Annotated in this window: 20 protein-coding genes; 6 read left to right on the forward strand and 14 right to left on the reverse strand. The window is 66.7% G+C overall.

Annotated elements, in window-relative coordinates; translation table 11 throughout:
- Positions 1–178 precede the first annotated feature (178 nt).
- The 5 genes from Pla123a_RS00495 to Pla123a_RS00515 all read right to left on the reverse strand — a co-directional run bounded on the left by Pla123a_RS00495 (position 179) and on the right by Pla123a_RS00515 (position 5,797).
- A complete protein-coding gene (locus Pla123a_RS00495) occupies positions 179–1,936 on the reverse strand; it encodes a vWA domain-containing protein (protein WP_146583568.1) in 1,758 nt (585 codons plus the stop codon).
- 55 nt (positions 1,937–1,991) lie between these two features.
- Positions 1,992–2,465 carry a TadE/TadG family type IV pilus assembly protein gene (locus tag Pla123a_RS00500; protein ID WP_146583569.1) on the reverse strand — a complete coding sequence of 158 codons (474 nt, stop codon included), beginning with the start codon at positions 2,463–2,465 and terminating at the stop codon, positions 1,992–1,994.
- Between the two features lie 35 nt (positions 2,466–2,500).
- Positions 2,501–2,974, reverse strand: a complete 474-nt coding sequence (locus Pla123a_RS00505; RefSeq protein ID WP_146583570.1) for a TadE/TadG family type IV pilus assembly protein — start codon at positions 2,972–2,974, stop codon at positions 2,501–2,503.
- A 496-nt stretch (positions 2,975–3,470) separates the two neighbouring features.
- On the reverse strand, positions 3,471–5,261 hold the full coding sequence (locus tag Pla123a_RS00510) for an outer membrane beta-barrel protein (RefSeq protein ID WP_146583571.1): 1,791 nt from the start codon (positions 5,259–5,261) through the stop codon (positions 3,471–3,473).
- Between the two features lie 155 nt (positions 5,262–5,416).
- Entirely contained in the window at positions 5,417–5,797 is a 381-nt protein-coding gene (locus tag Pla123a_RS00515; RefSeq protein ID WP_146583572.1) for a hypothetical protein, read from the reverse strand.
- A 544-nt stretch (positions 5,798–6,341) separates the two neighbouring features.
- Here Pla123a_RS00515 and Pla123a_RS00520 point away from each other — a divergent pair.
- On the forward strand, positions 6,342–8,756 hold the full coding sequence (locus Pla123a_RS00520; RefSeq protein WP_146583573.1) for a DEAD/DEAH box helicase: 2,415 nt from the start codon (positions 6,342–6,344) through the stop codon (positions 8,754–8,756).
- A gap of 115 nt (positions 8,757–8,871) precedes the next feature.
- On the opposite strand, the gene Pla123a_RS00525 is transcribed toward Pla123a_RS00520, so the two are convergent.
- Both Pla123a_RS00525 and Pla123a_RS00530 read right to left on the reverse strand, forming a co-directional pair.
- Positions 8,872–9,489, reverse strand: a complete 618-nt coding sequence (locus tag Pla123a_RS00525) for a YcxB family protein (protein ID WP_146583574.1) — start codon at positions 9,487–9,489, stop codon at positions 8,872–8,874.
- 40 nt (positions 9,490–9,529) lie between these two features.
- Positions 9,530–10,186 (reverse strand): YcxB family protein, encoded by a 657-nt coding sequence (locus Pla123a_RS00530; RefSeq protein WP_146583575.1) that lies wholly within the window; start codon positions 10,184–10,186, stop codon positions 9,530–9,532.
- 321 nt (positions 10,187–10,507) lie between these two features.
- Between Pla123a_RS00530 and Pla123a_RS00535 the strand changes: the two genes are divergently transcribed.
- Positions 10,508–11,338, forward strand: coding sequence for a ribonuclease H-like domain-containing protein (locus Pla123a_RS00535; RefSeq protein WP_197527554.1), 831 nt, complete (start codon positions 10,508–10,510; stop codon positions 11,336–11,338).
- Between the two features lie 126 nt (positions 11,339–11,464).
- Here Pla123a_RS00535 and Pla123a_RS00540 read toward each other — a convergent pair whose 3' ends face one another.
- A complete protein-coding gene (locus Pla123a_RS00540; protein ID WP_146583577.1) occupies positions 11,465–12,853 on the reverse strand; it encodes a sigma-54-dependent transcriptional regulator in 1,389 nt (462 codons plus the stop codon).
- 449 nt (positions 12,854–13,302) lie between these two features.
- Here Pla123a_RS00540 and Pla123a_RS00545 point away from each other — a divergent pair, with 449 nt between their 5' ends.
- A complete protein-coding gene (locus Pla123a_RS00545; protein ID WP_146583578.1) occupies positions 13,303–13,713 on the forward strand; it encodes a hypothetical protein in 411 nt (136 codons plus the stop codon).
- Complete coding sequence (locus Pla123a_RS00550; RefSeq protein ID WP_146583579.1) at positions 13,703–13,927, forward strand: helix-turn-helix transcriptional regulator; 225 nt, start codon at positions 13,703–13,705, stop codon at positions 13,925–13,927. Before Pla123a_RS00545 ends, Pla123a_RS00550 begins: the two co-directional genes overlap by 11 nt.
- Before the next feature lie 152 nt (positions 13,928–14,079).
- Here Pla123a_RS00550 and xerC read toward each other — a convergent pair whose 3' ends face one another.
- The 6 genes from xerC to bshB1 all read right to left on the reverse strand — a co-directional run bounded on the left by xerC (position 14,080) and on the right by bshB1 (position 19,688).
- Positions 14,080–14,982: a tyrosine recombinase XerC gene (xerC, locus tag Pla123a_RS00555; protein WP_146583580.1), complete on the reverse strand. Its 903-nt coding sequence runs from the start codon at positions 14,980–14,982 to the stop codon at positions 14,080–14,082.
- Positions 14,983–15,208: 226 nt separating this feature from the next.
- The gene (locus Pla123a_RS00560) at positions 15,209–15,436 is read right to left on the reverse strand and encodes a hypothetical protein (RefSeq protein ID WP_197527555.1); all 228 of its coding nucleotides are present in this window, start codon (positions 15,434–15,436) and stop codon (positions 15,209–15,211) included.
- A gap of 159 nt (positions 15,437–15,595) precedes the next feature.
- Complete coding sequence (locus Pla123a_RS00565) at positions 15,596–16,735, reverse strand: hypothetical protein (protein WP_231956289.1); 1,140 nt, start codon at positions 16,733–16,735, stop codon at positions 15,596–15,598.
- A 196-nt stretch (positions 16,736–16,931) separates the two neighbouring features.
- A complete protein-coding gene (locus Pla123a_RS00570) occupies positions 16,932–17,570 on the reverse strand; it encodes a pentapeptide repeat-containing protein (RefSeq protein ID WP_146583581.1) in 639 nt (212 codons plus the stop codon).
- A gap of 44 nt (positions 17,571–17,614) precedes the next feature.
- The gene (locus Pla123a_RS00575; RefSeq protein ID WP_197527556.1) at positions 17,615–18,742 is read right to left on the reverse strand and encodes a hypothetical protein; all 1,128 of its coding nucleotides are present in this window, start codon (positions 18,740–18,742) and stop codon (positions 17,615–17,617) included.
- A gap of 238 nt (positions 18,743–18,980) precedes the next feature.
- Positions 18,981–19,688 (reverse strand): bacillithiol biosynthesis deacetylase BshB1, encoded by a 708-nt coding sequence (bshB1, locus tag Pla123a_RS00580; protein WP_146583583.1) that lies wholly within the window; start codon positions 19,686–19,688, stop codon positions 18,981–18,983.
- 283 nt (positions 19,689–19,971) lie between these two features.
- Here bshB1 and Pla123a_RS00585 point away from each other — a divergent pair, with 283 nt between their 5' ends.
- Together Pla123a_RS00585 and Pla123a_RS00590 are read left to right on the forward strand one after the other, a co-directional pair.
- Positions 19,972–20,169, forward strand: coding sequence for a hypothetical protein (locus Pla123a_RS00585; RefSeq protein ID WP_146583584.1), 198 nt, complete (start codon positions 19,972–19,974; stop codon positions 20,167–20,169).
- Between the two features lie 338 nt (positions 20,170–20,507).
- A complete protein-coding gene (locus Pla123a_RS00590) occupies positions 20,508–22,022 on the forward strand; it encodes a carboxypeptidase M32 (RefSeq protein WP_146583585.1) in 1,515 nt (504 codons plus the stop codon).
- Positions 22,023–22,200 lie beyond the last annotated feature (178 nt).

The raw sequence follows: 22,200 nt of genomic DNA on the forward strand, positions 1-22,200 counted from the left end.
CTCTGCCGGCCGCCGCTAGGTGGGCGCCTGGAGCACGTAGAGCCGATGGGATGACAGGGCCTCTTAGAAGAGCCAACGAACAAAGGTGAAAAGGGTACGGCCGGCAGGCCGTCTACTTAAACGGTAGCTCACAAGCGGGCGGCGGGGACGGGAGTGTGGGAACAACGCTCCGCGTCGTCTACTCGGTGGCGGTCAGATCGAACACCAGCTGGGCGGGCGGGACCTTGGCGGCGATCTGCCCGAACGCCTCGAGCATCTGCGACTCCATGTCGGCGATGGTGCTGCCGCCCGGCACGCTGATAAACACGCCGCCGCCGGCAAAGGCGATCGCCCGCATCAGGTCGCGGTCGGCCCCGGCGCCGACGGCCATCGTGTGGATGGTGATGCCGCGGTTGATCGCCTCGACCGCCTCGTAGAAGGCGTACTTCTTGTGCTGGTCGTTGGTGGTGTAGTCGGCCGAGCCGTCGCCGTCGTAGTCGGTGTAGTCGGACCAGTTGAAGTCGCCCGGCAGGCTCCAGCCCGACTTCGACCGGTTGGCCTGGCCGTCGGTCATCAGGATCATGGTCGGGCGGGCCCCGTAGCGGCCGTGCCCCTCGTCGCTTGAGTCGCCGTCGGCTCCGACCAGCAGCTCGCGGCCCTTGAGCACGCCGTCGCCGATGGCGGTGTAGACGTCGTAGTGGCCGGCCTGGTGGCGGCGCTGGATGGCGTCGACCGCGGCGTAGTCGGATGAGATCGGGTCGTCGCTCAGGTCGATCGAGACCTCGCCGTCGTAGTGCGAGTCCTCCCACACCGCGTACGAGCCGTAGCTCACGACGCCGATCTCGTCACCGAAGTCGAGGTCGTCCAGGAAGCCTAGGAACAGCGAGGCGCCGTTCTTCACCGCCGTGAACGGGTAGTGCGACGTCCGCCACAGGTCCTCCGACACGGTCCACTTCATCTGGTTGTTCTGCTGGAGGAAGTCCATCAGCGTGCGGTACCCGTACTTCTTCTTGTACGGCCCGTTGAGGTTCTTCACGTAGCTGATGTAGTCGTTCCAGTCGTTCTTGCTGGTGTTGTTGCTCGGTTCGCTCTTGGGGAGCCCCGACGAGTACCGACCGGCCTGCGGGTACTTGTGGAGGTAGTCGCCGCTGGCGTCTTTGTCGTCGAGGCCGAGCTGGGAGCGGATGGTGTTGGTGTTGTTGCTGCTGATGTACGTGCCGGCGTAGGAGTCGATGTCGCCGAAGCCGGTGGACGGGAACTTGCTCTTGGAAGTGCCGGGCCACGTGGGGTCGGCCGCCTGGAGCTCGTCCCACATCTGGTCCAGGCCGGCTTCGATGTCGGCCTGCGAGAACGAGCCGATCGAGCGGAGCTCGGTGTCGTCGCTCATCGAGCCGGAGAAGTCGAGCACGAGCACGAGGTCGCGGGCCTCGACGAAAGCGGTGGCGGTAGTCTGCAGCTCGACGCTGTCCTTGCCGACGGCCCAGCCAAAGGCGAGCGGGAATTTGCCGTCGGGCGCCTCCTGGTCGCTGCCGTCGCGGCGGGCTACCACCTTGACCACGTTGAACGGCGACTCGCCCCACTGGATCGGCCAGGAGTCGGAGGCCTCGTTGTAGCCCCGCTTGCCGAAGAACACGTCGAGGTCGGGGTCGACGAACACGCCGTTCAACTCCGCGACCTCGGCCGCCATCTGGCGGGCCGCGGCGACCGCGATGCTGTTGGCGTCGATCGTGGCCGAGCCCTGCCCCTGGCCGGCGTCGTGGATGGCGGCGGTGATCTCCTGCGAGGCCGCCAGCGCGGCGGCGTCCACCGCGTTCTGCATCTGCGTCTGGGTCAGCACGATGCGGCCCGAGTCGATCGACATCGACACAAACGCGAACACCACGCACAGCAGGAAGCCGGTCAGGACGACAATCACGCCGCGTCGTTGGGGCGGGCGTTGGCTAGCAGTTCGGGCCATGGGGTAGTGCTCCGGTTGGGAAGGGCGTGTAGGAATAGGGCGGCTGTAGGGCGGGCTAGTCGGAGATCGTGGCGCGGCCGTTGCGGAAGAACACCGAGGCGGACATCGCGTAGTCGTTGGCCGGGTCGACCGCCATGTGGCTCACCTCCGAGTAGTCGATCGAAACCCGCACCTCGAACAGCCGCAGGTCGTTGGCGGGGTCCTCGATGTCGAAATCGGTCTCGGGGTACTCGGCGTCCTTGACCTCGACCGTGATGCTGTCACGCGGCAGGCCGTTGGACTCGAGGAAGGTCTTCACGTCCGAGACCAGCTTGGCGTTGGCGTCCTCGCCCTGGCCGAGCATGCCGTCGCGGTCCATCGAGGCGAACCGGGCGCCCTCGCGGGCGGCGGTCGCTAGCAGGTTCTGCGACTCGTAGCTGCGGTTGAGTTCGATCATCGCGAAGGTGATCGACAGCAGCACCGGCGCGACCACGGCGAATTCGACCGCCACCACACCGCGGCGGCTCTTGGATTTAGTTCGGTTACTCATGGCGGCGTCCCTGGGGGTAGGTGGGGCGGGGTGGTTTACTCGTGTCGCATGAACGCCTGGCCCTGCAGCACCACGCCGTTCATAAACGGCATGGGGACCAGGGCGACGTCGTTGTATTCAATCTTGGCGCGGACCAAGAACAGCTGCCGCGGCTCGGCGTCGCCCAGGTTGACGTCCGGCAGCGACTCGAAGCCCGACTGCTCGGCCGGCACGGCGCCGCCGGCGTCGAACGAAGAACCGTCCTTGACGAACACCTGCGCGTCGTTGGGGTCCATCGCGCTGCCGATGATCTGCCGCACCTGGTTTTCGACATCCGCGGATGAGCGGCCCTGGGTCGAACCGAGCCGGGCGCCCTCGCGGCAGGCGCTGCGGAGCACGTTGTTGATCATCTGCGCGTGGCCAAACTCGATCAGCGCGAAGATGAAGAACAGGAAGACCGGCAGCACGAACGCCGTCTCGACGATCGTGGTTCCGCGGCGGGCGGCCTGGGGGGGGCGGCGTTGATGCATGGCAACGATGCTCTAGGCGGTGTCCCCGCGGCAGCGGAGCAACCTATCGAGCAGGCAGGTTTGATGAGAGCAGAGAGAAGAGGAACGAACCAACTGGCCGTCTACCCAAACCATAGGTTGCGAAACAGCCAGTAGGGCGGGTAGGTGCACCCAGGGGGTGCAAAAAGTTGTAGAAACTGTGCGGGAACCCCCGGGCCGGGCCCGCCGCCGGGCTCCCAATCTGTCGCAGCCCAACCAATCGGTCCAAGCGGCCTCTGCCGTGGTGCTCCTGCTGAGCGTTGATTGCATCGCGAACGGCGCATAAAGAAGCCGCCCGGCATTCAATGGCAGTGCCGGGCGGCTGAGGGCGCTTCTAGGCAAGAAGCTGAGGGGACCCCGTTAGGCGACGGGCTCACCTTTAAAGCCTAGGTCCCAATTCGCACTTGGCGGGTGAAAAATGCGTGAAGCCGGGGGCTACGCCGGTAGCTCGGGCCCCTCCGAAGCGTGTCCGGCCTGATCAATACACCAGGATGGCGTCGATGGCGAGGCTCGTCTCGTCGCGGTTCGGGGCGCGGTCGAAGCGGAGCTCCGGCCGCATCACCAGCCCGTCGAGCGGACGGTAGTTGAGCCCGACAGTGGTCTCGTAGAACGAGGTCCCGTCGGTCTTCCACCACTCCGCCCGGGCGCCGACTCCCCAGCAGCGGCTGATGCCGTACAGCAGGTACTGGTTGACGCCGATCTGGTCGTCCCCCAGGCCCGTTCCGGTGAGGTCGTCGTAGTCGACGTAGTCGGACTGCAGCACGTAGGTCAGCCGCGGCGTGACCGCCACGTCGGCGACAATGCTGTGGGTGTAGCCGCTCCCGCCGCCGCTGCGGGCGCCGAGGTTGCCCGCGGTGGCCAGGTAGGCGAGCGTCACGCTTTGGAGCGGCCGGACCGACAGTCCGCCAACAAAGGTGCTGCCGTCGTTGGTCTGCTCGAAACCGGTGTCCCAGCCGAGGGTGTACCCGGCGTGGACCTCGAGGTCGTTCGGGTGGTGGGTGGGCCGGTAGGTCGCCAGCGCGCCGGTGTGGGTGAACGGCTCGCTGTTGAACATCGTCAGCGAGTGGCTGTAGAAGAAGTTGTCTGGCGCGGTCACGACCTCGTAGCCGACCGGCGTGAAGAAGTGGCCGAAGATGAGCGACCAATCGCCGTCGGCGAGCTCCCCGTAGAGCTGCGGCATCGCCCAGCCGTAGTAGCCGTGGTCGAGCGAGGCGTCCCACGACCCGAAGCCGGGCGTGCCGGCGCCGGGGTTGCCGAACGCCTGGGTCTTCTGTGCGTCGGTGCCGTACATCAGGTCGAAGCGGAAGCCCAAGTCCGGCCCGCAGGAACCGTCGGCATCGCGGCCGATCCAGAACCACTGCTGCTGCAGCCGGATGCCGCCAGGGACGTCGTTGAACGCTCCGAGGTCGCCGCGCGTCACCGACAACGGCGTCTGGTCGGTGTGGTAGCCGAGCTGGGTCCAGCCGCCGAAATCGATGGGGTTGCCGTGGATGGGCTGCTGAAGCATGCCAAATGGCAGGAAGGCGCCAAGCTGCAGCAGCTCAGACAAGCTCCCCGCAAGGAAGCTCGGGCTGCTCGAATAGCCATAGGGCGCACAGGCGTCGCCGCAGTAGAACGGGCCGTCGACCGTTGGGGCGTCCAACGGTGGGGCGTCGAGCCGCATGTCGTGCCCAACCGCGCCCGGGGGCAGGGACGCGCTGGGCGCGACCAGCTCTGGTTGACCCAGGCCGCCGGGGGCGGGCTGGCCGATTGGGATTTCCTCGAGCATGATCGGCGCCGAGGGGTCGGCCGACTGGTACTGGGCCGGCGCGACCGTGGCGGATCGACCGGCGAGCGGTTTGGGGGAGATGTCGAGCTGCGTCGCGAGCAGCGTCTGGCCGGTGTCGTGCCGCACCCGCGCCACGGCCCCGACGAGGCCCCGCAGGTCGAGCGCGGTTGTCGGTTCGACATACCGGGCAACCTGCCCGGCCGCGTCCCGCAGCACGTAGGGCGAGTCGCCCGGCTGGCCGGCCCTGTTGTGGTCGATGTAGTACTCGCCCGGCCCCAGCACCGGCGGGTGCGCGGCGACTCGGGCGGGGGGAGTGAGCTGTACCGCCGGCGCGGCCGGCTCGGCGGCGGCCGGAGCCGCGTCGCCCTGCCAGCGGCTAGGCGACCATGCCAGGGCCGGATCCGCCGCCAGCACGCCGCAAGCGCACAGCGCAACGGCGGTGGCAATGCCGCAGCGGAATGTCAGATTGCGGAGCCTACGGCCCATTGCATCGCGCCGCATGCACAGCGGCGCCGCCAAGAGCGAATTGGTTCAGGGCGGCTTCTAGCAAGCAGGGCCAGACGCGGCAAGAGAGAACGTCGCGGCGCCAGCAAGGCTAAGCGAGCGGCGGGCCTGCAAGAGCGGGCGCGGCGGAAGCGTTGACAGCATTCGAAGGCCTAGCGGCCCCGCTGCTGGGCGAACGCCGGGTAGAAGTGCGAGTAGTACATAAAACCCGTGGGGTGCCCGGTGGGCGACTGATTCGGCGAGCCCTGCGGATTGAAGGCCGGCTTGGCGGAGATCGAGCGGACCCGGCGGTCGATGGCCTGCGTTTCGAGCTGCAGCGACTGGTTAATCTGCTGCTGCTGCAGCTGGGGCCGCACCAGCGTGTTGTAGTTGTCGGCGGCACCCCCGTCTGACAGGTCCTCTCGGAACAGGTTGAGGTATGGGCTCACCACGGGGCCGCGCGAGGCCGAGGAGAACGGCTTTGAATTGGAACCACCACCGCCGAACGAATTGAAGGTGGCGGCACTGCGCGTGCTCAGCACAGGTCCGGACATTGGTCCAGCGATAGTCCCCCCAGTTGCCGGGTTGAACACACGCGATTGCGAATTTGCCAGCGTAGTCCGATTGATCGTATCCCCGGAGTACTGATTGCCGACGGATGAGACCTTGATCTGGTTCATCAGATTCTGGGTCTGGCCGGACAGCGGGGCCGGGCTCTGTGCAACAGCAGCGTCCGACGCGCCCATCGAGGCCAGCAGGCAAACTGGGAGTGACCAACGGACCATCATATCGCTCGCTTTCATTGCACTAGAATCACGCATCCCTAACGACCGGCGGCTGAGCGCCGGCGTTCATACCCAATGCTAATGTGCGTGGGGGGCTTAGACAAACTTTTCCCCGCTCGCAGCGGGCAGAACGGACCGCCCGCCGCGTCCTGGTCGGCGCCGTCAGCGGGATCGCTACAACCGATCGTCCGGGTCCCGCCGGCGGCCACAATTCGGACCTCCTGGCCGCAAGCCGGTGCTCGTCTTGCCCAATCACGGGTCGATCGGGTAACGTGAACGCCTGTCCACACCTCACCGCCAGGATTCTGACGCCATGGATGTCGCCGCCCTCTTGCGCCGGATGCAGGCCCGCCCCGACTACGCCGGCCAGATTGAGCACGTCGAGGTGCTCGCCGAGCGAACCGGACAGTTCGCCACGCCGGCCCGGCGGCTGCCGGAGCTGCTGCAGCAGCTGCTCACCGGCTGCGGGGTCGATCAGCTCTACTCGCACCAGGTCGAATCGCTCGAGGCAGCCCGCACAGGTCAGGACCTGGTCGTGGTGACCGGCACCGCCAGCGGCAAGACGCTGTGCTACAACTTGCCGATCTTGGAGTCCGTCCTCGCCGACCCCGACGCGCGGGCGCTGTACCTGTTCCCGACCAAGGCGCTCGCGCAGGACCAGCTCAAGAACCTGCTCGAGCTGCTGGCGGTCGAGCCCGAGGTCGGCGCCCGCATCAAGCCGGGCGTTTACGACGGCGACACGCCGACCTCGCAGCGGCGCCGCATCCGCGACGAGGCGTCGCTCGTGCTCTCCAACCCCGACATGCTGCACGCGTCGATCCTGCCGTACCACCCGAAGTGGGCCAACTTCTTCGCCGACCTCAAGTACATCGTCATCGACGAGGTCCACTCGTACCGCGGCATCCTGGGAGCGCACGTGTCGGCCGTGCTGCGGCGGCTGATGCGGATCTGCGACCACTACGGCGCGCGGCCCACGTTCCTGGCCGCCAGCGCCACGATCGCCAACCCGGGCGAGCTCACCTCGCGGCTCATCGGCCGCGACGTGCAGGTGGTCGACAACGACGGCGCGCCGCGCGGCCGCAAGCACTTTGTGATGTGGAACCCCACGCCGCTCGGCAAGGACGCGCTCGCCCGCCGCTCAACGGCCGACGACGCGGTGAACTGGATGGTCGAGTCGCTTCAGGCGGGCGGCCAGGCGCTCTCCTTCGCCCGCACGCGGCAGGCGACCGAGCTGATCTACCGCTACACCAAGCAGCAGCTCGCCGACCAGCACTCGCCCCTGGCGAACAAAGTCCGCGCGTACCGCGGCGGCTACCTGCCGATCGAACGCCGCCAGATCGAGCAGGACCTGTTCAGCGGCGAGCTCCGCGGCGTCGCGGCGACCAACGCGCTGGAGCTCGGCATCGACATCGGCTCGCTCGACGTCGCGATCCTGGCGGGCTACCCCGGAGCCATCGCCAACTGCTGGCAGCAGGCGGGCCGCAGCGGCCGGCGGCAGGACGAGTCGCTCGCCGTCTTGATCGCCGGCAACGACCCGGTCGACCAGTACCTGCTCCGCAACCCCGACTACTTCTTCGCCCAGAGCCCCGAGCAGGCGGTGGTCGACCCCGACAACCCCTACGTGCTCGCCAAGCACCTCAAGAGCGCCGCGTTCGAGCTGCCGCTCACCCCCGAGGACCTGGCCCTGTTCGGCCCGCTCGCCCAGCCGATCGCCGAGGTGCTCAGCGACGAGCGGCAGCTCACCGAGCTCGACGGGCAGTACTACTCGCCCGGCGGCCAGAACCCGTCGGTCGGCGTCAGCCTGCGGCACATGAGCGATAACACCTTCAGCATCGTGCTGCGGCACAAGCAGACGCGGCATCGCGACGCGCTGACTACCGGCGCTCCGCCGGTCGACGAGCAGGGCCACACCGTGATCGCCAACGTCGACTCGATCAGCGCGCCCGAATTGGTCTACCCCGAGGCGATCTACCTGCACAACGGCGAGACCTACCTCGTTCGCGAGCTTGACCTCAACGGCAAGGTGGCGTACGTCGAACGCCGCGAGACCGACTACTACACCCAGGCGGTGCTCGAGAGCAACGTGCGGATCACCAACCGCCGCGAGGAGTCGGCAGAGCTGGCCGCGGCCGAGGTCGGCTACGCGGAGGTCGACGTTTCTTGGCAGACGGTGGCGTTCAAGAAGATCCGTTTCGACACGCGGGAAAACATCGGCCTCGGGCCGGTCGACATCGCCGCGCAGAACCTCGAGACCACCGCGTTCTTTGTCTCGCCGAACGACGCCACCCGCGCCAAGCTCAAGGCGGCCGGCCTCCGCGCGTCCGAAGGGGTCGCCGGCCTGCGGAACCTGGCGGTCGTGGCGCTGCCGATGGTCGCGATGTGCGACAGCCGCGACCTGGGCGGCGTGGTCGACAGCAAGAACCTCGGCCGCTCGACCGCCATCCTCTACGACCGCTACCCGGGCGGCTTGGGCTACTCCGAGCGCGGCTTCCGCAACATCCGCCCGCTGCTAGAGCTCTGCCTCGACATGGTCGGCGGCTGCCCCTGCGAGGAGGGCTGCCCGAGCTGCGTCGGCATGCCCGAGTTCCGCCCCGCGCTGCACAGCGACCCCGACCTGAGCCGCTCGGCGCCGATGCCCAACAAACGGGCGACCATCCTGCTGCTCGAGCTGCTGACCGGCGCGCCGCTGCAGTTATGTGCGCCTTTAGAGGCCGAAGCAGCAAGTTAGCCTGCTGAACGGGTGCCGGGGGCGCTCCGCCACAGCGGAAGCCCCCGAGATGTACTGCCGGCGGTTTGCTAAACATCGGGGGCTTCCCTAGCGGGAGCGCCCCCGGCACCCAATCTTAATTCGCTGCCTTGTGGTGCCCCTCCCACAAACTTTGGGCAAGCCGGCAAAAAGCGTGGAAGCGTTGTTCGCTGGCAAACGCCCGCAGGGGCAGCGCGATCGGCATATGAGACTGATAGAACAGGAACAGGTAGTCGTCGTTCCACCGGACACGTTTGATCTTCTGCCACGAGATCCGCGTCTTGACCAGCGTCGTGTCCAGAGCGACTCCCCAGGTGTCGAGCGTGATCAGCGAGGGGTCGTCATCCAGCGTGATCACGTCCTGCTTGATGAGCGTGCGGACATTCGCTTTGATCATCCGGGCGGCGACCCGCGGGAACATCAGCGCACCGAGCAAAAAGCCCAACCCAAGGAGAATGTAGACGAATGCGACCGCTGTTTCTGCCAGCATCAGCAGACCCATCGCCAACGCCAGGACGCCGACAATCGTGAACATGATCCGCGGCCTACGGTGCACGGCGTTCATTTCGGGGCTGTTGCGGGCGTTGTATGCAGCCGCCGCGAGGTGGTCCTCTTCGAGCGTGTGCACACTCACCGTCTGCGGCGGACTGAGCTCGGCGCCGGCATCGGTCAACGTCTGCTCTGACGGTGTAGCGTAAGGGTTGGGATCGCTCATTTAACGTTCACGGGGTGAGCCGGTGGTATTGCAGGTCGGATCAGCTGGCGGCGGGCAGTGCTACTGGGGTAGTCTCGTCCTCGTGGTGCTCTTCCCACAACCGCTTCGCCAGCCGGCAGTAGCCGTCGAAGTGCTCCTCGCTGGTAAACGCCTTGCCCGGGATCACGATCGGCGTGCTCGGCTGCACGTACAGCAGCAGGTGATCGGCGGTCTGCACGACCCGCACCACCTTGGGCCAGCCGATCTGCGAGCGGATCATCGGCTCCTCGGTCACGACGCCCTCGGCCGAAACTACGCACCGCTGGTACTCGTCCTGCATTGAGATCACGCCGCTCTTGATGTACGCCCTGGTGCGGGCGCGGGTTTGCCGGCGGGCAAATTGCTGGTACGTGGCGGCGCGATACAAGAAAAAGAAGCCAACCCCGGTCGGCGCTGCGATCATCGAGCTGAAGTTGTTGTTGTTGAGCCGGGCCAGCCACAATGCCAGCAGGCAGGCCACGCCGCCGATCACGAGGTACAGCAAACGCCGCTTGTGGTGCAGCGCAGCGATCTCCGGAACACGCGACGCCGTCTGCTGCATCGCCGCGATAAGGTCATCCTCGACCAGCAGGTAGCGGATCTCCTGCGGCGGCTCGAGCTCAACCGCCGGGCCGGGCGTCCGCTCGGCCGGCGACGCGTAGGGGTTGGGCTCGCTCATCGCAATTCCCGGGGGGTGCTATCGCCGCCGATTCTAGCACAGCCGCCGTAGTGCGCGAGTTGAAAACGGGGACTGGCTCGAAGCGGAGTGGGTGCTGGGCCTCTCGGTCGGCGTCCGATCCGCCGTGCCTGTCCCTGTTTTCAACGGACCAGTAGCGTCCACCACTTGAAATGGGGACAGGCACACGACCGCCGCGACGCCGAATGCAGGGCGTCGGTTCGCTCGGCGGTCGAGAGCCAGTCCCCGTTTCAAGCTCCCGACCGGATGGGGTGCTTCGTAGCCGGTATACGCTCGACTCGCCCGGGGCGGTACAATTTCGCCATGCTCAGCGACTCGCTCCGCCAACGGCTCGAAGCCCTCAACCGCGACCGGCTGCCTGCTGTGCCGGCGCGGCCAAGGCCAGTAGCTGCTCCTCCGCAACGCGCGGCGGAGCTAACGACACTTCATAGTCCTAGGGTTGAGGGCAGCGCTGCGATCGAAGCCACCGAGTTCGGCGAGCACGCGCTGTACACGCTCCCAGTGGCTGAGCTCTGGCCCAAGGGGCCCGGACTCGTTGCGGGCCGATTGGAGCACCTGAGCCAACAGCCGCTCGAAGGCGAGCTCGGCGAGCTGGTCCAGGCGATGCCGGGCCGGGTCGCGCTGCTCGACCTGGAGACCTGCGGCCTGTCTGGGGCGGCGCTGTTCCTAGTCGGCCTGCTGCGGTGGGTCGACAATGAGCCGACGGTCGAGCTGCTGTTCGCCCGTAGCTACGCGGAGGAGGCCGCGGTGCTGGCCAGCCTGTGGCGCAGACTCAACGACATCGACGTGCTGGTCACCTTCAACGGCAAGAGTTTTGACTGGCCGATGGTGGTCGACCGCTCGCGGCGTTATCTGCTGCACAAGAAGCTCGAGCTGCCGACGCCCCGGCATGTCGACATGCTGCACCACGCGCGGCGGAAGTACAAAGCGGTGCTGCCCGACTGCAAGCTGCAGACCATCGAGAGCCAGGTCTGCCGCCGGCCCCGCGGGCCCGACATCCCCGGCAGCCAGATCCCCGCGGCGTACGACAACTATGTCCGCACCGGCCGCGACGACGAGATGCGCCAAGTGCGGCAGCACAACGCGCTCGACTTAGTGACGCTGCTCGACATCACAATGCGCGTGGCAAGCTAAATACTCCCTCCCCCCATGGGGGAGGGTCGGGGTGGGGGCGCCCCGGCTATGGGAAAAGCGGTGGGGAACCTTGTACCTGGCTCACCCCCACCTTAATCCTCCCCCACAGGGGGAAGAGGCAAGACGCTACTTCCCGCGCGCCACGGCCTGGTCTTCCAACCCCAGCCGCTTCATCTTCTTGTAGAGCGTGGTGCGGTTGATGCCGAGCTCGTCGGCGGTCTGGTTGCGATTCCAGTCGTTCTTCTCGAGCACCTCGCGGATGATCTGACGCTCGGGGCCCTCGAGGGCCTCCTTGAGCGTCTTGCCGCTGAAGCTGGCGGGAGCCGACAACCCGCGGCCGACCCGCATGTCGGGCGGCAGGTCGGGGGCGTCGATGGTCTCGCTCTTGCCGAGCAGCGCCGAACGCTCGACCACGTTCTGCAGCTCACGCACGTTGCCGGGCCAGCCGTAGCTCTGCATCACGGCGATCGCGTCGTCGGTGAAGCCGGTGATGTTGCGGCCCGAGTCCTCGCAGACCTCCTTGAGGAACTTGTGGGCCAGCACCGGGATGTCGCTGACGCGGCCGCGCAAGGGCGGCAGCTCGATGTTGATCACGTTGATGCGGTAGTACAGGTCCTGGCGGAACGAACCCTCGGCGACGTTCTTCGCCAGGTCCTCGTTGGTCGCCAAAATTACCCGCACGTCGACGTTGTGGGTCTCGCTGCCGCCGACCGGCTCGAAGGCCAGCTCCTGCAGCACCCGCAGCAGCTTGACCTGCATCGCCGGTGTGGCGGTGCCGATCTCGTCGAGGAAGATCGTGCCGCCGTCGGCCTGCAGGAACTTGCCGGACTTGTTCGCGGTCGCGCCCGTGAACGCGCCGGCGACGTGGCCGAACAGCTCGCTCTCCAGCAGGTTCTCGGGCAGGGCGCCGCACGCCACCTCGACAAACGGGCCGTTCGCGCGGCCGCTGCGGCGGTGGATCGCCCGGGCGATCAGGCTCTTGCCGGTGCCGCTCTCGCCGGTCACCAGCACCGTGGCGCGGGTGTCGGCGATGCTCTCGACCATGTCGAACACCTTGACCATCCGCGGGTCCGTGCCGACGACGCCGCTGAGGCCGTACTTCTTCTCGAGCTCGGCCTTCAGCGAGTTGTTCTCTTCGACCACCTTCCGCTGCGACAACGCCCGCTCGATCGACATCAGCAGCTCGTCGTCCATGAGCGGCTTGGTGAGGTAGTCGAACGCGCCGGCGCGGACCGCCTCGATCGCGGCGTCGGGCGTGCCGTAGCCGGTCAGCAGGATGACCTGCGTCTGCGGCCAGCGGCGGAGCGACTGCTCCAAGAGATCAAAGCCATCGCCGTCCCGCAGGCGGATGTCCGACAACAGCAGGTCGTAGTGGTCGCCGCCGAGCGCCTCGAGCGCGTCGCCGTAGCCGTCGGCCGTGTCGAGGTCCAGGCCCTGGTCTCGCAGCCAGTCGGCCATCGATTCAAGGACCTGACGGTCGTCGTCAACCAGGAGCAGCTTAGGGGCAGCGGGCATAGCGGGCGCACGGGGCAGGGCGTTTCAGGCGGGGGGCAGGCACACCGTGCCCACCCGTTCGCTGCAAAAGTAGGTCACGCCTGAGCCCGTGCGATGAGAAAAAGCGACAGCGTCGCCTCGGAGCAGCGCAGTCAGGGTGCCGGTTGCGCCGGTTGTGCCGCGAGTGAACTCCCTCCCCCTCCGGGGGAGAGCCGGGGTGGGGGTGAAGTGGAGAGAGCTCCCCCCAGCAGCACCGCCCTAGCCGGCGGGCTACGCCCCGCCGGATGCCCTGGTGGGCGGTTGCACGACAAGAGCACGTTCCCTGGCGCTCCCGGCGATGCGTATCGCGCCGGCTACTGACATCGCACGCTTGTTCCCTCCGGCATCCAGTGACAAATAAACTTGACACAATGCCGTGTAAGGTTTATTTTACATTGCCGTTGACCAAACTTCAGAAACGGAGGCGCCCCATGAACGCCGGCGAAAAAATTGCTTGGGCCGAATTGGTTATCAGTCTGACCGCGTTGGTCGCTGCGTTCGCGCTCTACCCCTGGCTGGGCGACGGGGCCGCGGGGGCGTTTGGTTTGCTCGGCCTGTTGGGGGGCTGCGTGATCTTCACGCGTGGCCGCGGGACGGCGGTGGTATTCGACGAGCGGGACACCGAGATCCACCAACGCGGGCTGCGGATCGGCGTCTTCACCGGCTGGATGGTCGGCTTCATGGGGCTGGTCGCCGTGGTGCTATGGTGCGTCTCGCGCACGCTGGCCACCGCCCCAGTAGTGTGGCTAGTGTGGCTTGTCTGGCTGCAGATCTCGCTTTGTTACGCGGTGAAAGGCCTCGTCGAGGTGCGTTGCTACCGCGGGGCAGAGCATGCCTCGTAAGTCCGAGCCCCACCTGCAAAACCGCGTGCGGGAGCTCCGCAGCGACGTCGCCGCGATGACGCAGCAGCAACTGGCCGACGCGGTCGGCGTAACGCGGCAGACCATCGTCGCGCTCGAGAAGGGCGCCTACACCCCGTCGCTGGCGCTAGCGATCCGCATCGCGCGGCTGTTCAACGAGCCCACCGACACGGTGTTCTACCTGGATGAGACGTAGGCGTTGGCAAAGCGAGCAGCCGATGGATTACATCCATCGGAAGCCCCGGTGTGCGGTTGCTCGGCAGGATCGCGTCCCCCTATTGAGACACCAATGGCGGAGCAACCAGCGGGGCGCCCCCACCCCGGCCCTCCCCCAAAGGGGGAGGGAGCTTAAGCTCGCGCTCTTGGGTGCGCCTTCAGGTACGCCGCCCGCAGGTTCGCGGTGCTGACGTGCGTGTAGATCTGGGTGGTGACCAGGCTCTTGTGGCCGAGCAGCTCCTGGACGCTGCGGATGTCGGCCCCGCGGTCCAGCAGGTGCGTCGCGAAGCTGTGCCGCAGCGTGTGGGGGCTGGTCCGCGTGTCGAGGCCGCACTGCTTGATGTACTTCTCGAGCATCCGCGCGACGCTGCGGGTGGTGATGCGGCGGCCGAACTTGTTGGTGAATACCGGCGCGGTCGGGCCGGGCGGGTCCTTCGGCGAGAGCTGCCGCGCGTCGAGCCACACGCCGAGCGCGTCCAGCGCGAACGATCCCAGCGGCGCGAAGCGTTCCTTCTTCCCCTTGCCGCGGACGCGGACCACGCCCTGCTCGCGGTCGAGGTCGCCGTCGGACATGCCGACCAGCTCGCTGACACGCAGCCCGGCCGAGTAGAGGGTCTCGAGGATGGCGCGGTCGCGCTTGCCGGCGGGCGTCTCGGCCGGCGGGGCGGTCAGCAGGCGGCCGACCTCTTCGCTCGACAGGAAGTGCGGCAGCTTGCGGCTCTTGCGTGGGTTGCGGAGCGGCGTCGCCGGGTTCTTGCTGACCCACTGCTCACGCTGGCCGTAGCGGAAGAAGCTGCGGATGCTCGACAGCTTCCTGGAGATCGAGGTCTTGGCGTAGCCGGCGTCGTGCATCGCCGAGACAAACCCGCGGAGCTCGAGCGTCGTGATCGAGGCCGGCTCCGGCGTCGCGCCGCTCTCGTCGGCCAGGTACTCGGCCAGGCTCGCCAGGTCCTCCCGGTAGCCCTTGATGGTGTGCTCCGACGCGCCCCGCTCGGACTCGAGGTGCCTGAGGAATTGTCCGGTCTGGCGTCGCATGGGCGTTGGCCGCGGGGCAGAAGGGGGAGTCGGCTTCCGTTGACGGTACCTATTGAATCGTCGGCAGAGCAAGCCCGATAGCACTATCTGGAGTAGCCCGGCCGGGTGGCACGCCCTTGCCGGGGCGTGCCACCCGAGCACCTACCCGCCCCGGAAAAGAAAAAAGGCCCGCCGGGCGGACCTTTTCTCTGTCGTCGATTGTTGGCGTCGTTTCGGCGCCGGCCGGTCAGTCGACCAGCGGGTTGGCGACCCGGTTCCGCTGCTTGCCGGTGCGCGACTCGCTGCGGATCTTGCGGCTCAGGACCGCGGCGTCGTACCACGAGAAGCTCAGCTCGGGGTTCGACGCCTGGCGTCCCAGCGCACGCAGCGCGGCCGCCTGTTGGGTGTCGTCGTACAGCAGGATGTAGCGCTCTTTGCCTTTGACGAGGGCGAGCACATTCACGTCGTCGTTCATATCGGGGGCCTCCATGCAGCCGCGGGCGGGGGGAGCGAAGCGTCGCGCGGGGTGGGCGATAGCACCGCGAGCAGAGCCGTCGGCCGTTAGGCGGGGGCAGGGTCCATTGCCCCGGGCGCAGCTGCTCGCCGGCTACTGCCGGACGCATCTAGAGGGGGACTATCGGCTCTCCGACCAGCGACGCACCACTCGGCTTTCTCCTCCGCCGCCACGCGCGGTCAGCATCTCTGCGATGTGCAGGTGCGCGCAGAACCGGATGAAGTCGTCACTCCGCTGAAGATAAGCCTGCCAACCGCCGAAGCGGGCGTCGTCCCGAAAGTCGACGTAACTAGCAAGCGCGGCGGTGAACTCGGGGTCGTGCCCGTGATAAACCTTCGTGTGCGTCATAACCGGACGGTCACTCGGCACACAAGCGGGCCGCACCGGCGACGGGCAGGGCGGCATGAAGCCCCGCGCGTCGGGCCAATCCGGTGGGAACATGCCGGCGGCGCCGGCTGTGTCGGCTGTTGCAGTCGTGCCCGGCGTTAGGGTTGTAGCCCCGTCTGGCAGCGGCGCCTCGTATGCTGTCACCTTGACGTCGTCTTCTGCGGCGTCGTCTTGTTGCGCGTCGGCGGGGTCGCTGGTCGGGGCCGGCGCAGTCGGTGTGAGCGAGGGGAACAGGCCGGGCGGCATCGGCGCCAGCTCGCCGGGCGTCGGCGGGCCGTGCAGCGGCAGGCTCTCGACTGGGCAGTCGGGCGTCTGGGTGGCGAGCTGCTCACGGGCGAGCGCCATCTCGGCCTCGAACACCAGCGACTCCGGGATGTACTCCTCCTCCGGCGTGCCCCAGGGCAGGCCGTAGCCGGCGGGGATCGGGTGGAAGCCGGCGTTGGCCGAGTACCACTCTACCCGCATGCCGCACCGCGGCGGGTAGTAGGGGTCGAAGTCGGTCACCGCGCCGACCACCACGGCGTCGACGCCGAGGTGCTGGGCGAGCCGCCGCGCGTCGGCGGCCGCTTCTTCGGGGTGGCGGAACAGGCCGAGCTGGATGATCGCGTTCTCGGTCACGCCGAGCGGCACGACCTCAAACCCGCGGACCGACTGCAGCTCGGCGAAGTACGCCATGGCGAACTGCACGCCGTCGACGGTCGGCTCGTCGCTGAGGTTGATGAACGGGGTCACCGCCACGCGGCTGAGCTGCGGGAACGGGTTGTGGACCAGCGGCTGGACCGACACCTCGGGCAGCAGGAACTGGCAGCCCGACGACAGCACGCAGGTGCACGCCAGCACAAGAGAGAGCAGGATTGCCGGGCCGCGGTTCATAAGAGTCGGTGATAGCTAGCGGCCCCCCTGCTAGCAAACCAGGCGCGTTGGCGATCTGGCTTCCTCGGTGTAATCGGCGCAGGCGGCACAGTCGCTTGAGCCGAAAAAGCAATCAATCCCGAACCGCGACTGTCAGGGGGCGACCAGCGGCGCCCGCTAGCCGACCGGACGCTCCCGGACGGTCGCGGTTCTGTACCTACTCCGCGGGACGAACCGTGAGCCCGAAGAGCGGCGCCAGATCAACGAGCTGGCTGGCGTCGACGGTCGCCTTCTTGAGCATCGGAGGTTCGAGCAACGCCCCGGCCAAGTGAGTGCCGCGGAGATCGAGGCCGGTCTGCTGGCAGCCTGCGAAGCGGGCGCCCCGCAGGTCGCACCCGCGGAACGTCACATTTGTCAGCACGACCTGCTGGAAGTCGGCCTCGCGGAGGTCGCACTTGTCGAAGACGCAGCTGCGCAGCTTGGCGCCCAGCACCGCGGCCAGGTTCAGCTTGCAGCCGGTGAAGCGGACCTCGCTCAGGTTGGCGTCGATCAACTGCAGGCCGGTGGCGCGGCACTTGACCAGGTCCGACTTAGAGACGCGCGTCTTCACCCACCGGCCATTGGCCAGGTTGCAGGCGTCGAGGCGGCACTCGTGCAGCTCGACCCCCTCGAGCCGTTTCGCGGTGAGGTCGCAGCGGGCAAGCAGGCACTCCTCCAGCGAGGCCTGCTTGAGCGGAGCGGCGCCCCAAGCATCATCCTCAAACCGCGCCGCCGAGTAGTCCTCGCCGCCGGTCAGGTCGGCCAGGCTGCCTGGTGCGAGCTCGTTAAAGGATTGAGTGGCGCCGCAGGTTGGCATGGTTGGGGTAGGCCAGAGAATTGTGCTGTCGTGGTGAGCGTCCGCTAAGTGCTCCTCACTCGCCGGCGCCAGGTTTGTGCAGTTGCCGCAAGGGCAATCGGACCTATCGATGTAGGCTCCGGCGCGGGAGTGAGAATGAATCCGTGAATAGGATTGCGACGAACGTCAGAGTTTCCGAACCATCCGGACGCGAGAATCTGTCCACGGCCGTTGGAGTCGAATGCAGTTTCCAAGTGGACCCCTGTGACTCCTACGATCTCTGAGTTGAGGTCCACCAATCGGCCACTACGAAGAGCGACAGCCGCCCAGATATCGGGGCCAGACTGCGGGTCCACAAGGAACCTACTGCCAAAAGCATCGCCATTCTCACCGATCGCAAGAAAGCGCGCGTTTGGGACGAGCATGGGCGAGATGCTGCCGCCCACACTAAGAAAACCATACTCTTCGTAGAGGTACCGCTTGGAGCCAGAAGGTCGTAACTCATATTCTCCCGTATACACCTGAGTCCAACCGACCGAATCGCCGGAATTATTGATATCGATTGCGACTGAATAGTCAGCGTGATCATGGGTTACCGCAGCCGCGGCTCCCAGCTCAGCGATTTCACCAGATTTCCAGATGAATTCGCGTTGAACAGCGCTCCGCACTTCTGAAAGGCCGACAGCGACCTCCGAGTCGTTGACTGCGAAGGGAACGGAGTACAACCCTCCGAGGGTCCCCAGTTCTGCAGCGGAGCCATCGGGAAATAGGAGTCTTGCGTGGGAGTCTTGCTCTACTGCAACCACGCCGTTGTTGTTAATTGACCAAGCGTAGCTCCTGTATTCAGAGTCGTTCAGAAGGAATTGCCACCCCGCTGAGACTTCCCATAGGAATGCGTGATCGCGTCCGATCGCATCTCGGCCAGAGCCAACGACCTGCCCTAGGTTGTTGATGCCGGTGACGTAAACCGAATCAGCGTCTGGGTGAGTAATCGGCGTCTCGCCGATGTCGTCGATCAAGAACGCCTCGGTGCGACCAGTCTGATTCACTTTCTGGGCGACGACCTGTCCACCGTCATTGATGGCGACCGGATAAACTCCGGCACCCAAGTCGGTCACCCGGTACTGCGCCGCGTGTGATGCGAAGCAGCAACTGGCAACTAGGAGACAAATTGGTGAAGAGCTCATTCTCATCGAATAGATATCCTTCGATAGCAAGCTATTGATTGCCGGTAGGGGCATTGGCTTGGCAGCTTAGTAAGCGAGCTTCGCCATGGAAATGCGGATTTGCTTGAGGGTGTCTCCAGACGGACCTAGTGACCGGTGGCGACCTCATTCCCTTTCGGGAAGTGGATCTCCACCGTGAACCTTGCGCGAAGGCTCGCAGGTTGCTAGCACACGGCGGGGACTGCCATGCCACGATCTGGCGGCGCTAAATCAACGCCCCGAACCCGCTCATCCCGATCGGCTCACGGCAATGAAAAGGTTCTCCATACTTAACGCCGATCGTCTTGCCCCAGTAGGCGGCCTCGTCGCGGAGCTGGTCTAAGAACGTCGGCGGCTCGGTGGGGCGGCCGGTGATGAACTGGCTCTCGTAGGCGCGGATGCTGGCGAGCTTCTGCTCCCAGTGGTCGCTGATGTCGAGGATGAAGGCCGGCGTGGCCGCTTGCTTGAGGTGCACGCAGTAGTAGTTGTAGATCCGCTCCGGGTGGTGGCGTTCGCCCTGTAACTCGATTTGGCCCGGCTGGTCGGTCTTGGAGAGCTTGGCCCAGAAGCGGGCGTCGTCGACGAGCTTGGTAGCGGCGGTGTGGTCGGGGTGGGCGTCGACCCAGTAGGGGGCGAACAGCCACCGCGGCCGCTGCTGGCGGATCACGCCGGCGAGCTTCGCGCGGTTCTCGAGGGTCGGCTCGAGGCTGCGGTTCGGCAGCCCGAGGTTCTCCCGCCAGGTGAGGCCGAGGATCTCGGTCGCCGCGGCGGTCTCCTGCTTGCGCAGCTCGGGCGTGCCGTGCGGGGTCGGCTCGCCACTGGTGAGGTCCAGCACGCCGACCTTCCAGCCGTCGGCCAGCATCTTGAGGATGGCGCCCCCCATGCCGAGCTCGGCGTCGTCGGGGTGCGGGGCAATGACCAGGACATCCAGCATGGCGGGCTCGGTGCGATTGGGTGACGTGCGGTAGGGGTCTATTGTTGCTGGCAGGCAATCGGAAGCAAGCAACGCAGCTCTGTAGGGTGCCGGGGGCGCTCCCGGCAGGGAAGCCCCCGACAGCCCGAGGGGACGGTTTGTGGTTCAAGCCGTCGATTGCTAGCGGTCCAGTAATTCCGCTGTCGCGGAGCGCCCCGGGCACCCTTGCCCCTGGCGCCCGTTAGGCTTGGTCTGGACCCGCCGTACCGTTTCTGCAAAATTCCCCGCCCGAAGGAACCCCACTATGCCAGCACGCACTCTGCTCATTCTGTTGCCGCTCGTGTTGTTGTCGCTCGCCGTCGGCTGTTCTTCCTGGAACGCCGAGAAGTGGGACCCATCGCGGCTGCGCGACCCGCGGGCGGCCGACATCGACCACCGCCTTTCCGCGCGGCCCGCCACGCCAGTGAGGCCGCCGTTTTCCAGCGATGCGCCCACCGATTAGTGGCGGATTTCGTTGTTGAAAAGAGCCTCTCGTCGGATCTAATGAGGGGAGCACGCCGCTGCACCTCCTCCCGGTGGGCTATCCCCGGTGGGGAGCCTCCTCGCAGGGAGAAAACTGCGCCGCGGGGTTTTGTCCTCTCCGTTGGATGTTTCGGACAAAACGCCATCCGGCCTCCCCGTTTGCGGCGATTTGTAAGTCGCTGCGTAGCAGTGGGTTATGGCGTGCTCAGCAGCTGAGCGGGTAAAACCCTGCGGGAGGGCCGGGACAAAACCCCAGACAAAACCGGCCCAACAATACGACGAAACGCAGATTCCAACCTCACGGACGCAACCAACGCGATGGCCAACCCCAACGACACTTTCACCAAGCTCTGCGACCACGCCCGGCAGACCGGGCTGCTGACCTCGACCATCGGCATCCTCAACTGGGACGAGGAGACCTACCTGCCGCGCGACGGTCGGGCGCACCGGGCGGAGCAGACGGCGCTCTTGGCGGGCATGGTGCACCAGCGGCAGACGGCGGCCGAGGTGGGCGGGTGGTTGGCCGAATTGAAAGAGAGCCCGCTGGCCGCGGACCCGCACTCGACCGAGGGGTGCGTAATCCGGCAGCTCGGCCGGCAGTACGACAAGAAGACCAAGCTGCCGCAGAAGCTGGTCGAGGAGCTGACCCGCACGGCCAGCCTGGCGCAGCAGGCGTGGGTCGACGCCCGCAAGGCCGACGACTTCACCGCGTTCCAGCCGTGGCTCGAGCGGACAATCGACCTCAAGCAGCAGGAGGCGGCCGCCGTCGGCGTGACCGACGTGGCGTACGACGCGCTCTTGGACGACTACGAGCCGGGCGAGAGCACCGCGAATGTCGCGCAGGTCCTTAGCGGCCTGCGCGAGCAGCTCACTCCACTCGTCGAGCAAATCGTCGAGAGCAAGCACAAGGCCCCGCGGGAAATCCTCAGCCGCAGCTACCCGGTCGACAAGCAGGCCGAGTTCGGCAAGCAGGCGGCGGCGGCGATCGGCTTCGACTTTAACGCCGGTCGGCTGGACGTCACCGCGCACCCGTTCTGCGGCGGCGGCGGCCCGCGCGACGTGCGGCTCACGACCCGCTACGACGCCAATGAGTTCGCCGGCGGGTTCTTCAGCATCCTGCACGAGGCGGGCCACGGCATCTACGAGCAGGGCCTGCCGGCCGACCAGTTCGGGCTGCCGACCGGCGAGGCGGTGTCGCTCGGGATCCACGAGTCGCAGTCCCGCATGTGGGAGAACCTGGTCGGCCGCAGCCGCGCGTACTGGGAGCACACGCTGCCCGAGCTGCAGGGCGCCTTCGAGTCGGCCCGCGGCGTGGGGCTCGACGAGTTCTACTTCGCCGTGAACGACTCGCGGCCGTCGCTGATCCGCACCGAGTCCGACGAGGCGACCTACAACCTGCACATCATCGTGCGGTTCGAGCTCGAGCAGGCATTGCTGTCGGGCGACCTGCCGGCCGCCGACCTGCCTTCGGCGTGGAACGAGAAGTACCAGCAGTACCTGGGGGTGACCCCACCGAGCAGCGCCGACGGCGCGATGCAGGACGTGCACTGGAGCGCGGGTTTGTATGGCTACTTCCCGACCTACGCGCTGGGCAATCTGTACGCGGCGCAGTTCTTCGATCAGGCCGAAGCCGACCTGGGCGACCTCGACGACCACTTCCGCCGGGGCGAGTTCACGCCGCTGCGTGACTGGCTCCGGCGGAACATCCACCAGCACGGTCAGCGTTACAGCGCGGCCGAGCTGGTCGAGCGGGTGACCGGCAAGCCGCTGTCGCACGAGCCGCTGATGCGGCGGCTCCGCGCGAAGTTTGCCGAGCTGTACGACTTGCCGTAAGCGTCGCATGCTAGCTAGGTGCGGAAGCGGGGCAATCCTTCCGGGTTGTAGGGCGGTTGGGCTGGGCCGCCCACGCAAGCGGGGCGGAAAGCAGCGAAAGCAGGGCTGCAAAAAAGTCAGAAGAGGTGCACAATAGCGGGCTCTCGGTCGTAAAGGTGACGCCCGGAACCCACTTTTA

The organism is Posidoniimonas polymericola (assembly GCF_007859935.1).
Lineage (GTDB): Bacteria > Planctomycetota > Planctomycetia > Pirellulales > Lacipirellulaceae > Posidoniimonas > Posidoniimonas polymericola.

Coding starts and splice junctions, on each gene's coding strand:
- Pla123a_RS00570 (WP_146583581.1), bottom strand. CDS start 17,570: ATGCCAACCTGCGGCGCCACTCAATCCTTTAACGAGCTCGCACCAGGC.
- Pla123a_RS00565 (WP_231956289.1), bottom strand. CDS start 16,735: ATGAACCGCGGCCCGGCAATCCTGCTCTCTCTTGTGCTGGCGTGCACC.
- Pla123a_RS00550 (WP_146583579.1), top strand. CDS start 13,703: ATGCCTCGTAAGTCCGAGCCCCACCTGCAAAACCGCGTGCGGGAGCTC.
- Pla123a_RS00585 (WP_146583584.1), top strand. CDS start 19,972: ATGCCAGCACGCACTCTGCTCATTCTGTTGCCGCTCGTGTTGTTGTCG.
- Pla123a_RS00525 (WP_146583574.1), bottom strand. CDS start 9,489: ATGAGCGATCCCAACCCTTACGCTACACCGTCAGAGCAGACGTTGACC.
- Pla123a_RS00510 (WP_146583571.1), bottom strand. CDS start 5,261: ATGCGGCGCGATGCAATGGGCCGTAGGCTCCGCAATCTGACATTCCGC.
- Pla123a_RS00515 (WP_146583572.1), bottom strand. CDS start 5,797: ATGTCCGGACCTGTGCTGAGCACGCGCAGTGCCGCCACCTTCAATTCG.
- Pla123a_RS00540 (WP_146583577.1), bottom strand. CDS start 12,853: ATGCCCGCTGCCCCTAAGCTGCTCCTGGTTGACGACGACCGTCAGGTC.
- xerC (WP_146583580.1), bottom strand. CDS start 14,982: ATGCGACGCCAGACCGGACAATTCCTCAGGCACCTCGAGTCCGAGCGG.
- Pla123a_RS00495 (WP_146583568.1), bottom strand. CDS start 1,936: ATGGCCCGAACTGCTAGCCAACGCCCGCCCCAACGACGCGGCGTGATT.
- Pla123a_RS00505 (WP_146583570.1), bottom strand. CDS start 2,974: ATGCATCAACGCCGCCCCCCCCAGGCCGCCCGCCGCGGAACCACGATC.
- Pla123a_RS00545 (WP_146583578.1), top strand. CDS start 13,303: ATGAACGCCGGCGAAAAAATTGCTTGGGCCGAATTGGTTATCAGTCTG.
- Pla123a_RS00535 (WP_197527554.1), top strand. CDS start 10,508: ATGCTCAGCGACTCGCTCCGCCAACGGCTCGAAGCCCTCAACCGCGAC.
- Pla123a_RS00590 (WP_146583585.1), top strand. CDS start 20,508: ATGGCCAACCCCAACGACACTTTCACCAAGCTCTGCGACCACGCCCGG.
- Pla123a_RS00560 (WP_197527555.1), bottom strand. CDS start 15,436: ATGAACGACGACGTGAATGTGCTCGCCCTCGTCAAAGGCAAAGAGCGC.
- Pla123a_RS00575 (WP_197527556.1), bottom strand. CDS start 18,742: ATGAGAATGAGCTCTTCACCAATTTGTCTCCTAGTTGCCAGTTGCTGC.
- Pla123a_RS00500 (WP_146583569.1), bottom strand. CDS start 2,465: ATGAGTAACCGAACTAAATCCAAGAGCCGCCGCGGTGTGGTGGCGGTC.
- Pla123a_RS00520 (WP_146583573.1), top strand. CDS start 6,342: ATGGATGTCGCCGCCCTCTTGCGCCGGATGCAGGCCCGCCCCGACTAC.
- Pla123a_RS00530 (WP_146583575.1), bottom strand. CDS start 10,186: ATGAGCGAGCCCAACCCCTACGCGTCGCCGGCCGAGCGGACGCCCGGC.
- bshB1 (WP_146583583.1), bottom strand. CDS start 19,688: ATGCTGGATGTCCTGGTCATTGCCCCGCACCCCGACGACGCCGAGCTC.